Annotated in this window: 9 protein-coding genes and 1 pseudogene; 6 read left to right on the top strand and 4 right to left on the bottom strand. The window is 47.1% G+C overall.

Going from position 1 to position 12059, the window contains the following annotated elements:
* Positions 1-353: 353 nt before the first annotated feature.
* Positions 354-2192 carry a hypothetical protein gene (locus tag T499_RS0112890; protein WP_157054617.1) on the top strand — a complete coding sequence of 613 codons (1839 nt, stop codon included), beginning with the start codon at positions 354-356 and terminating at the stop codon, positions 2190-2192.
* A gap of 306 nt (positions 2193-2498) precedes the next feature.
* Positions 2499-4169, top strand: a complete 1671-nt coding sequence (locus T499_RS0112885; protein ID WP_033151316.1) for a putative transporter — start codon at positions 2499-2501, stop codon at positions 4167-4169.
* Positions 4170-4196: 27 nt separating this feature from the next.
* Here T499_RS0112885 and T499_RS14750 read toward each other — a convergent pair whose 3' ends face one another.
* Complete coding sequence (locus T499_RS14750) at positions 4197-4469, bottom strand: hypothetical protein (RefSeq protein WP_143010925.1); 273 nt, start codon at positions 4467-4469, stop codon at positions 4197-4199.
* Between the two features lie 235 nt (positions 4470-4704).
* Between T499_RS14750 and T499_RS0112875 the strand changes: the two genes are divergently transcribed.
* From T499_RS0112875 to T499_RS14745, 3 genes are all read left to right on the top strand, one after another.
* Positions 4705-5598: a LysR family transcriptional regulator gene (locus T499_RS0112875; protein ID WP_033151357.1), complete on the top strand. Its 894-nt coding sequence runs from the start codon at positions 4705-4707 to the stop codon at positions 5596-5598.
* Positions 5599-5677: 79 nt separating this feature from the next.
* Positions 5678-6709 carry a YeiH family protein gene (locus T499_RS0112870; RefSeq protein WP_027455093.1) on the top strand — a complete coding sequence of 344 codons (1032 nt, stop codon included), beginning with the start codon at positions 5678-5680 and terminating at the stop codon, positions 6707-6709.
* Positions 6710-6913: 204 nt separating this feature from the next.
* Positions 6914-7225 carry a hypothetical protein gene (locus T499_RS14745; protein WP_139294829.1) on the top strand — a complete coding sequence of 104 codons (312 nt, stop codon included), beginning with the start codon at positions 6914-6916 and terminating at the stop codon, positions 7223-7225.
* Positions 7226-7240: 15 nt separating this feature from the next.
* On the opposite strand, the gene T499_RS0112860 is transcribed toward T499_RS14745, so the two are convergent.
* The gene (locus T499_RS0112860; protein ID WP_013063598.1) at positions 7241-8155 is read right to left on the bottom strand and encodes a glutaminase; all 915 of its coding nucleotides are present in this window, start codon (positions 8153-8155) and stop codon (positions 7241-7243) included.
* A gap of 25 nt (positions 8156-8180) precedes the next feature.
* Here T499_RS0112860 and T499_RS14740 point away from each other — a divergent pair.
* Positions 8181-8487, top strand: a pseudogene (locus T499_RS14740) (IS1380 family transposase); the annotation flags it as partial.
* Between the two features lie 12 nt (positions 8488-8499).
* Here the strand turns inward: T499_RS14740 and T499_RS0112850 are convergent.
* Complete coding sequence (locus T499_RS0112850) at positions 8500-10542, bottom strand: hypothetical protein (protein ID WP_033151312.1); 2043 nt, start codon at positions 10540-10542, stop codon at positions 8500-8502.
* 168 nt (positions 10543-10710) lie between these two features.
* Positions 10711-11886: a glycoside hydrolase family 3 N-terminal domain-containing protein gene (locus T499_RS0112845; RefSeq protein ID WP_033151311.1), complete on the bottom strand. Its 1176-nt coding sequence runs from the start codon at positions 11884-11886 to the stop codon at positions 10711-10713.
* Between the last annotated feature and the right edge of the window lie 173 nt (positions 11887-12059).

Genomic DNA, 12059 nt, shown 5'->3' with positions numbered 1-12059 from the left:
GGGTACAACAATTTTCGCATCTAGCAAAACAAAAAGTAGATTTTATTTGGTGATTTACAAAAATACGTATACTTTTGCAGCCGTATTTGTTTTTGTTAGATTTTACATTCGCAGTGATGCGAGGATGGTTATAGCTAAAGTACACAATACCATAGGAATCAGCAGCGATGCTCATTCCTTCTTTTTTTTCTATTAAAGCGAAGTATTTAAGTTAATAATTGTAAACAACATACATCTCATCAAAATTTATTGTTATTTATGCGATAAAAATTTGGCCAAGTAAAACAATTGCACTAACTTTGCCTCCTGGAAATGTAATGAAAAGATCTATTAACTTAATACATATTTATATTATGAAAAGAAAAAGACTTATTTGGTTGCTGGCAGGAGCAATTGCCTTCTGCAGCACTAGCATGATGCAAACCTCATGTACAAAAGCAGAAGACAATCCTGTAATGCCCGAGGAGGGAACATCGGGAATGGTGGGTGGCAACGAGTTTACGCCCACACAGTTGATTATGACGTATATCTATGTAGCACCAGGAGTGGATCCCGATGTGAAACAAGCCATCGATTGGGCCTCGAAGGGTGCAATCGACCAGCTGAGCGAAACGTTGTCGATACCTGTATACGTAGTCAACAAACTTACCGACCTGAGCGACGAGCAAATGGATGATATCATGTATAGTGGCGAGACGGTGCTACTGATGAACCCTGTGGAGAGCGAGATTAAGGCATATCTGGAAACCCACGACTACATCACTCTCGATCCAGAAATTACCGACTCTACCTGGATTCTGGGATTCAACAATAACACAAAGATTCTCATCGACAAACTGAGCCAAACAGGCGACCCCGTGGCTGACAATGCCAATCGCAACGAAAAGGCATATGTAGCACTGTCGGGAGTGTTTACAGCTTTCGCCGAGCGCTACGAGGGCTATACCGGAGCCTTCGGCGGCGATGATAAAGAAGACACCAAGAAGATGGAGAACCTGTTTGCATCGTACCACTTTGTGCATGTAAACTCATATTCTGCCCACGTGCACTACGACACCACATGGGGCGAGAAGTACTATCTTGACGGAACAGGTTCGGCCACCACTCTGCTCGACGTTTATCCAGTACACGTGTACGAGGGACAGGCTGGAGCAGGCGACTACTTTGCTGTTAAGATGAATACCAGCGTGGCCAATGCCGGCATGTGGAAGGGTAAAGGCTGGAATAGACGTGTAGGTATATACATCCGCCACTGCGGATTGTGGGCTACCAACTTTGACACTCAAGTTGTGCCGATGAAGGACGAAAACACAGTGATGCCTCAGACAGAACTGCAGTTCCTGGCAGCATGTCCACCAACACCAGGCACCACCACCAATCAGAAGTATTATGAAGACTCTAAGTCGTTCAGCCTTAACGTTTCGGCTACAGGTAAGCTGGAGGCTGGCGAAGAGGCTAAACCAGGCGAAGAACCTACAGCCAAGAAATCAAAGAGCTTGCAGGTACAGTTGTCCATGGGCTGGAACTGGACCCACAAGGAGAGCTATAGCATACAGAATGTAGAGATTGAGGATCGTCATGCCGGAAACAGCATCGATTGGAACATCAAGTTCAACGATCTGCCTCACTACGATTGGGACGAGGACTACGGATTTAAGATCACCGAATCGCTGCCATACCGCAACACGCAGGCACTCAACGCATCGTGGATGTGGTACGATCCCAATGCCAAGGACGAGAGCGATACCAAGCCTCTGCTCATCAAGGTTACCACCAATCCTCAGTACGAGATGCAGACCTTCTGGACCACCAAGGCCGACCTGAAGTCTGTATATTACAACCACTCTAAGACAGAATTCTTCAAGATACCACGCCCCAACAACAAGCATGCCGGCGAGCTGGTAATCAAGAACGACCTGAAGGATGATGCTTACATCTCTGACATCCGTGTATATCGCAAGGGCACTAATATTATGGTGGGCAACTACAGCATGTCGGTACCTAACGGCGAGGAGCAGACTCTGGGCCATTATCTGTCGAATAATCAGACGTATATAGTTACGTTTAAGGCCACGTTCGGCGATGGATCAACAGCCTACTACACCTATTCGCTTAACGATGGCATAAAGGTAACTCATAACACTACCACAAAGCTCTATGCACGAAACGACTTCACTGCAGAAGGCGCTTGATATGAGCTAAAACAAATAAACGATAAAAGCGAATCCCGACAGCCACTGAGAGCTATCGGGATTCTTTTTAATTATAAAAAACCTTATTGAGATTACAATCCTGCAGCAGCAATCCACTCGTAGATGCAGCTTACAACGCCTTGCGTTTATAAGTGCCTGGCATGAAACTAAAATGCAGCATTCGTCGCGATGGCGCGTGCTGCATTTGACAAGTTCTACAATCTGATGTAAAAGGAGGTTAAAAAACAAAAAGCACTCGGTCATTCGACATAAAATGACTACCTTTGTAGCCAAATCGTGTGAGACATGGAGTGGATAAACAATCTGATTTTTAATCCATCGGCTATGCAGACCGTAGTGGTACTGTCGCTGATTTGTGCCTTGGGGCTTGCCTTGGGCAAGATTCGGGTCATGGGTATAAGCCTTGGCGTGGCATTCGTATTTTTTGTTGGTATCCTAGCAGGTAATTTCGGTTTTGAAGTAGATTCCAGGATGCTTGACTATGCCCAAAGTTTCGGTTTGATTCTGTTTGTCTATTGTCTCGGCCTGAGCGTGGGTCCCGGTTTCTTCGGTTCGCTGGCCCACGAGGGTGTTACACTCAACCTGTGGGGGCTGGCCGTCATTCTCATCGGCACGGCGATGGCAGTCTGTCTCTGTCCGCTTACAGGCATCAGTATGCCTGACATGGCGGGACTGCTCTGTGGAGCTACCACCAATACACCTGCACTGGGTGCTGCCCAGCAGACACTGTCACAGCTGGGCATCCCCCACAGTGGGACGGCCCTCGGTTGTGCCGTCACCTATCCGTTGGGTGTGGTAGGTGTCATCCTCGCCATCCTGTTTATGCGCAAATTTTTCGTACGCCCTGCCGACCTGATGCCCAGAAGTATCAGTGAAGAGAACGAGACCTACATTGCCCGGTTCAACGTGGTTAATCCCGCCATCGTTGGCAAGAGTCTGGAAGAGATTGCTACGATGACTCACTTGCGGTTTATCATCTCGCGTATCTGGCGCGGTGACGAAGTCATCGTGCCCAAGTCGACAACCCAACTACAGTTGGACGACCGCCTAATGGTAGTCACCAAAAAGGAAGATGCCTCAATGCTCGAAATCCTAATAGGCCTGCATGTGGAAGAGCCGGAAGACTGGAACAGCGAGAAGGTGGACTGGAATGCACTCGATAACAAGATGGAGAGCCGCGTGGTAGTGCTCACCAAACCGATACTCAACGGCAGGCGACTTGGCAGTCTGAAGATACGCCACACTTACCGTGTCAACATTAGCCGTATCACACGTGGTGACATCAAGTTGCTGGCCACGCCAGACCTGCGGTTGCAGTATGGTGACCGTCTTCACATCGTGGGTGACCCCAAGTCCGTCGATGCCGTTGAGGCTTTCTTCGGCAACAGTGTTCAGAGCCTAAACGAGCCCAACCTGGCCGCTATTTTCATTGGCATCATCCTCGGACTTGCCCTGGGCAGTCTCCCGCTCCAGTTGCCTGGCATGAGCATTCCGGTCAGGCTGGGCATCGCAGGAGGCCCCATCGTGGTAGGTATCATCGTGGGAGCTTTTGGGCCGCGGTTTCACCTCATCACCTACACTACCCGCAGTGCCTCGCTGATGCTCCGTAAGTTGGGGCTCTCGCTCTATCTGGCCTCTCTTGGTCTGGATAGTGGCGCACAGTTTTTCGAGACGGTCATAAGACCAGAAGGTATTCTCTGGATTTGCATAGGCTTTGCACTCACTGTTGTGCCTGTGCTATTGGTGGGCATGGCTGCCCTGCGGAGCCACAAGTTCGACTACGGCACCATCTGCGGCATCCTTAGCGGAAGTATGGCCAATCCGATGGCTTTGGCATATGTCAACGACACCATTGAGGGCAACAGTCCTTCCGTCAGTTATGCCACGGTCTATCCTTTGGGCATGTTCGCCAGAGTTATTCTCGTGCAGATGTTACTTATGATTGCGGGCGGCTGAATTAAAAGATTCAAGTTTCGCAAGTTCCTAACTTGCCAGTTTTAACTGATAAAGTCCAACGAAATGACTGAGTTTGTCCGACCGATTCAAGAGCGTATCGAAGATTTCCTCATCCTCGATATTGAAGCACTCTGCAATCATGCGGACCATCTCAAGTATCATATCCCAGATTCTCTCAGTGAGAGTGAGCTCCACGCTGCCCTTGACAGCATCATTGAAGAGTCCGCCCACAGTCTCGTAGTCAGAGAAGCGCTTGGCGGTGGAGAGCAGATTGTACTGCATGGCCGTGATTACAGTCATGGCAATCTGCGAGGAGAAGTTCTTGGACGAGCCAAGCGGCAAAGCCGAGCGGCGCATCTGGTACTTTCCGAGTCCCAGGTTCTGCTTGCTCTCCTTGAATACGACTTCCAGAGACCAACGTCTGGAGTAAATCCTGTAGGCCTCGAAGAAATCGAGCTTGCGATTGGTGGTAATCCCTGTGCTCTTTTTTGCGACCTTATCTCAACAAATTTTTAACATGCGAAACTTGAATAATATGATAGATATTCGATTGAAGGTATTTCAGAGTGTGGCTCGAAACTTGAGCTTTACCAAGGCTTCTCAAGAGCTTTTTATCAGTCAGCCTGCCATCAGCAAGCATGTGCAGGAACTGGAAAAGGAGTATAATGTGCGACTTTTCGAGCGCTTGGGTAACAAAATTCAACTGACCAAGGCCGGTCAGTTGCTGCTAGATCATGCCAACAAGATTCTGAAGAATTACCAGAAACTAAATTACGACATGAATGCCCTGCAGCAGTATACCACAGGTGAGCTGCGTATTGGAGCAAGTACCACCATCTCGCAATATGTGGTTCCAGAGATGATTGCAGCTTTTCATCGCCAGTTTCCTGATGTGCGCATCTCCATGCTGAGTGGCAATAGCAGAGAAATAGAATATGCGCTCTCGTCAGACAGAATTGATATAGGTATGGTGGAGGGCGTGATACGTCAGCCACAACTGAAATATACATCCTTCATGGATGATGAACTGGTGGCTATCGTTCGCTCAGACAACACCCAACTGACGAAGGAAAGCATTTCGCTGGCAGAATTGAAATCTATCCCTATCGTGATCAGAGAGTTCGGCTCTGGTACTCTTGACGTGATACAACAAGCACTTAAGCGTCAGGGCATTAGCTTATCCGACCTGGACATAGAAATGAACTTCGGAACAACAGAGGGTATCAAGCATTATGTAGAGAAATCAGATGCGCTGGGCATCGTGAGCATACGCTCGGTCAACAAGGAAATATACAGCAATATCTTCCGCATAGTGGAGATAGATGGGATGAGCATCAATCGCAAATTATCTCTCGTGGAAAAGCAAGGCGAGACCTCTGAAATCGCTAAATCATTCAAGCGCTTTATAACTGCTGGTTATAAGGGATAGTTATTTTGTATGACCATATAGACTGTATTCTTCGTAACTTTTCGTACCTTTGCAGGCAAAAAAAACAAACGACAAAATTATGAAGATTTCAGAACAACGTGGCAGCATGCTCAATGGTGTGCTACTCATGGCACTCTTTGCTTGTGCCGCTTTTTACATTGGTGATATGCAGTTGGTCAAGGCGCTTAGCTTTAGTCCGCTGGTAGTAGGTATTATTCTTGGTATGCTGTATGCCAACAGTCTGCGCAATCAGTTGCCCGATGCATGGGTGCCAGGCATCGCTTTTACCGGCAAGAGAATCCTGCGATTTGGTATCATCCTCTATGGTTTCAAACTCTCGTTTCAGGATGTTATCGCAGTAGGACTGCCCGCCATCGTGGTAGATGCCATTGTGGTGACCTGTACCATCCTGCTGGGTGTGTTTATCGGTAGATTGCTCAAAATGGACCGTTCTATCGCCCTGCTTACAGCCTGTGGTAGTGCCATTTGTGGTGCAGCTGCAGTGATGGGTGTAGATGGCGCCATCAAGCCCAAACCTTATAAGACTGCTGTGGCCGTTGCTACGGTGGTGATATTTGGCACACTCTCTATGTTTGTTTACCCCATGCTGTATCGTGCAGGCGTATTTGATCTGCCAGCATCGCAGATGGGTATCTTTGCAGGTAGCACCATTCACGAGGTGGCTCATGTGGTGGGTGCTGGCAATGCGATGGGTGCCGATGTATCCGATAATGCCATCATCGTAAAAATGATACGCGTGATGATGCTTGTACCAGTATTGCTGGTCATCGCCTTCTTTGTGGCAAAAGATGTGGCAGGCAGAGAGGACGGCGAGAAAGGCAAGATCACCATCCCTTGGTTTGCTATTCTCTTCCTGGTGGTAATCGGATTCAATTCTCTCAACCTCTTGCCAGCCAGCGCAGTGGAATTTATCAATACGCTCGATACCTTCCTCCTCACCATGGCGATGACAGCCCTTGGTGCAGAGACCAGTATAGACAAATTCAAGAAGGCAGGTGCCAAGCCCTTCCTCCTGGCCTTCATCCTCTGGATATGGCTCATAGGTGGGGGTTACTGCATGGCAAAATACATGGTGCCTGCCATTATGTAGACTTCAGATTCTTGTCCACAAATACCATGGCGTTGCGCTCATCGGCTACGATACTGAGTCTTGTTCCAAAGCTGGAGCGAGACAGTGGCAAGGATTTTGCGCCAGTCATACGACTCATTGGAGATAAACCGATAGAACACGTCCTTCCTGCAGTCAAACAGACCGCATAGCGAGGACTTACCATAGTTATAGGCATTGCGAATCATGAAACAGGGAAACAACATCAACAGCCCAAGCACCTGCAGCTGCGTCAGCTTGCAGTTGCACCTGCTCTCGCTGCTGAAGAGCCGCTTTTCGGACAGCCGGAGGGCCTTTGTCATGTCTATTATCGCATTCATTGCACTCGTGGCATCATTTTCTTTGAAAAACTTGCCGATCTCTGAAAAAATGTTTGTACCTTTGTCGCTGAGCATGGGGTTTTGTACTTTATTGTTAGCACTTCAAAGTTACAAAATTTCTGCGACATACGGAAATCCCTGTGCTCTTTTTGGCGACCTTATCTCAACAAATTTTTAACATGCGAAACTTGAATTAAAAGATAGACTCTTCGGTCTCAGAGGTCAGCAGTTCCAGTGCCTTCATGCCCATGACGGAGTTACCCTTTATGTTAAGCCGGGGGCTCCAGGTGGCTACGGCATAGTGCAGCGGATGGATGGCCGCTATGCCGCCTCCCACGCCGCTCTTGCCCGGCAAGCCTACGCGATAAGAGAATTCTCCGGCTTCGTCATAGAATCCGCAGGTCTGCATGATGGCATTTATGCGTTTCACCTGCGACGAGGTGAGCGACACGCCGCCATAGTTGAATGGTTGCCGATGGTTGGCAAAGGGCAGGAAGGCGTGGGCCAACTCGTGGCACGACATCTCTACGGAGCACATCAGGAAGTAGAATTCTAGTACACGGGTAATGTCACCCCGAATGTTGCCGTGGTATTTCAGCAGGTTGGCAATGGCTGCGTTCAGGTAGCCGCAACTTTGTTCACTCTGTGCCACACGGCGGTTGAACCCCACGGTGCTGCTGCCACTGAGGCTCCTGACAAAGGTCAGAAACTGTTCCTCGGGGCGGCTCAGCGTAGAGAGCAGCACGTCGGCCATGACGATAGCACCGGCGTTGATGAACGGATTGCGGGGAATGCCGTGTTCATATTCCAGCTGTACCAGCGAATTGAACGCATTACCGGAAGGCTCCTTACCCATGCGCTGCCACAGGCGGTCAGCCTCCTGGCTGAGGCACATGGCTAGGGCAAACACCTTGCTGATGCTCTGCAGCGAGAAGCGGGTGCGCGTGTTGCCTTGCTCGTAGACATTCCCGTCGAGCGTCAGCAGGCACAGGCCAAACTGTTTGGCATCTACTTCTGCCAGCATGGGAATATAGTCAGCCTGCCTCCCTTCATTGGCGAAGGGCAGGCAGGCTGTGTACACCTTATCTATAATCTGTCCGTAGTCCATCACTTCAAGCAAAATCATCAATGACATGGCAAAGGTACAACAAAAATCTGAGAAAATCAGCGCTTTTGGCGGAATATTTTTCGTTTTGGACAGATTTGACCGTATTCTTTCCTCTGTAATCGACTCCCACCTGGGACTTCGCAGTAAGTTGATAGGCTATCAGTACAGCGAGATAATACGGGCCGTCTTCTCCGTTTTCTGCTGTGGCGGCGACTGCATGGAAGACCTCAACCTGTATCTGAAGGATGTGCACGGTGCTGCGCGGCATAGAAGAACTGGCAACGGAGAACATATCATACACGGTAGAAAAGACGGGCAACGTCTATGATTTTTATCTGCGGATTTTAGGGAATATCAATCAATGCCTTACCAACTCTAACCAGACGTCCATCTTTTACACAAAGATAGATTATATTTTCTACACTACGTTTAGTGGATGAGGGGCGGCGCTCGAGTACCTGGCTAATCAAATCGCGCACGCGGACAGGACTATCGGACTGGGCCACCACATCTATAACCAAGTCGAACAATGAACCAGAAAAAACGCCCCACTCGACCAGCGAGTAGATGGTTGTTTTACCGATATTTATCAACCTTTCATCCTTGAACAGATAGGGTTTGATTTGTAAAGGGGTTTTATATTTACTTCGAGGATAAAGCTGTTTATAGCGGGCAAAGATATCTTTAACAAACATTCCCTTACCGTTATCCTTGATAATGTTATAGAATATCTCCGCGTAATCAATGCGGTTGGCAGGCAACTGCACATAATGATCTTGGACACAGACACCCCAGAAATCCTTGATGATACACTCGAACACATACAAAAAATGCTCAACACTATCGGCACTAATCACTTTACCCTCCCTCCAATATTTGGGATTGCTTACAAAGGGGCGTAATGATATCTTATCGGTATTTTTACGGAACTTGCGTACCATGATATCGAAATCCTCAAAAGCCGAAAAGAAATTAAAGTTTAAATACTTAGCATCGTAAATACAAGTATGGAATGGCTGGTTCCCATTGATATATGCAGAGATGTTGCCTATACCTATATCAGTATATCGGGTTGTAAAATGCAATAATCGCGAATCCTGAAATAGGTTAGCCAAGCAGGCATAGGTATTAAACGAGATAGACAAATGCTCACGGCGGGAAATATTTTTAAACTGCGACATTTTTGGGGTTAGCACACCAGTAAACGACAGGTTATACGGCTGCCACCATTGGGGATTCATCACGTTTTTATAATCCTGGTCGGCAAACGATTTAATTCCAATAATTTGTCGAATTCTCTCTCTTGATAACTTACTGCGAGCTGCTGCCAGCGTAGCCTCATCATCCAAGCCACAGTACGATGCAAAAATCTTGGCATTATTATTGGTAGTGGTATTAAAATACCTGCACAAGATGTAGAACATAGGATAATGATGATGTTTGGCGTAGAACTGACTAACAAATTCGACATCATCGTTACTAAGAAAGTGGAACTGGTACTTGCAGAGATTGTAACGTACGTTATCTGTATTATCAAAGAGTATCTTATGATATATAGGTTCGAAATCGGCCAACAACTTTTTTAATTGCTGAAAACGCTCTATTCCCACACGAGGCAAACGGAATAATTCATTTTCGTTCTTTAGAAAACACATGAACTCAAGATAATCAATCTCACCTTTTACAATCACACTTTGGGTTTTGTTATCATATCGAGACAGTGTGTCCTCGAACGCATGTCTCAGCAAAGAATCCTTATCGGGGGTGATATTGGCAAAATGAACCAAACGCACATTATTATTATTCCGATAATAAGAAAGCCTTTTTACGGCATCAACAAAATCATCGTAATTCCCATGAAATAAGGCACGAGCCTTTAAAGTTTCCTTAATCTTTGAACAGATGTTTAATATCATATCCAAACAGGCTAATGCGTATTTCTCGTTATATACAAATATAATATTACACACTTGATAAGGATAGTACAGCAAGTCGCGTGCAAACAAGGTGTAATCTGGGTAAATGGCACGCAGTGCATCGATTACGTCAGCGTCGTACAGCTGTTGCTTTTCGAGCTCATTCCTAAACAAAATACTAACAGTTTCGATGAGATCCTTTTTGGATTGGGCTTCAAAATCTACAGCATGTTGGCTGATATACGCTTTATATTTTTTTCCGAACTGATGTAGAAAATCGCTCACATCTGCCGGGCAACTGATACCAACGTTTTCAAATTTATAACGACGCTTATCGCGGTATATCCAAGGCAACACATCTCTATAAGAGCTGAATAATTTATGTATTCCACTCCAGGCATCCACGCGATAATCCTCCATCAGGTTTTGAAACGCAATATGCAACTTATAATTATATGTATATTCGAGCATAGTTTTTTATGCAATTTTTCTGTTCAGTTTAATTCGGCCACAAAAGTAACACTTTTTTTCGCAACCAGCAAAATTATGATAATAAATATTTTGGTGGTTTGTAAAAAACATAAAGAGGAATCAGCAGCGATGCTCATTCCTCTTTCTCGTTTTATGTGATTTCCAAAGTTACTTGGTGCGGTTGCGGATTTGCTGCTTGAGGGTTAGGATGCGGCGAACACTCTGGTTGATGCGGGCCTCGCTGAGGGTGCCATCGTTAACGGCGGCTATCACGGCATCGAAGGCCTCGACCAGATTGCGGGGATCGAGCACGATATCTGCACCGGCCTTGATACAGCCCACAGCGGCTTCAGCGTTGGTGTACTGTTTGGTGATGGCGCCCATGCTGATGGCATCGGTAACGATGATGTTACGATAGCCTAACTCGCCACGCAGCTTATCCTTAAGGATGACGGGCGACATGGTGGCTGGCTCATCAGTACCAGTCACGTTGGGGGTTGCAATATGGGCAGTCATAATCAGCTGACAGCCCCAGGCGATACCGGCACGGAAGGTTACCATCTCGCAATCCATCATCTCGTCCCAAGTCTTCATCGATTTGGCATAGCCGTAATGGGTGTCGGCAGTGGTGTCGCCATGTCCGGGGAAATGCTTGATACAGCCCGTGATGCCAGCATCTTTCAGACCCTGCAGGTAGCTGGTTACCATGGGTGCTGCCACAGCCGGATAGCTACTGAAGGCGCGCTTACCAATCACTACATTGTCGGGATTGGTGTTGACATCGGCCACTGGGGCAAAATCGATGTCGAAACCATAACGGGTAAGATAGGTGCCGATGGTGTTAGCGCACTCGTAGGCATTGGCAGGATTGCCGGTTTCGCCAATCGACTCCATCGACTCATATTTGGGCAGATTGAAGTTGGGATGGTTGGCCAGGCGCGACACGCGACCGCCCTCCTCGTCGATACACAGCAACGGACTACCATTGAGAGCACGTATCTGCGAGATGAAAGAAGAGAGTTGGTTTTCATCTTCGATGTTCCAGGCATAGAGTATCATGCCACCTATGGGATAGTTCTTAACCACACCTGCCATGCAATCGTTAATCTGCTGCAGTTTGTAGGGCGAAAGTTCTTCGAAACTGCTCCAGTGTATCGTGGTGTCGAGGGCCTCGGGGCGCACGTAGAACATCTGACCTACTTTTTCGCGAAGGGTCATTTTTCGCAGCTGCTCCTCAACGCTACCGGCCGAGCTGCCACTGGGGTTGTCATCGTTAGTACAAGCTGTTAACAGCAATCCGCCAAAAAGCACTGCGGCGGTAATCCATGTTTTAAAAATTTTCATACCTATAGTTTTAATTGCAAAAAGATTAATTAGATGGGTGCAAAGATACAACATTTTTTGGCACCCAACAAAATAATAGGGTGCAAAATGGTAAAAAGATGTTAATAATTAAGCATTAATCGACGAATATTACCAACTATTACGTATATTTGCGGTGAAAAAGATGATTTTAC

Source organism: Prevotella sp. RM4, assembly GCF_000701965.1.
Classification (GTDB): Bacteria; Bacteroidota; Bacteroidia; order Bacteroidales; family Bacteroidaceae; genus Prevotella; species Prevotella ruminicola.
Note: the sequence above shows the minus strand (reverse complement) of the source record. Positions and strands in the feature narration are given on the sequence as shown.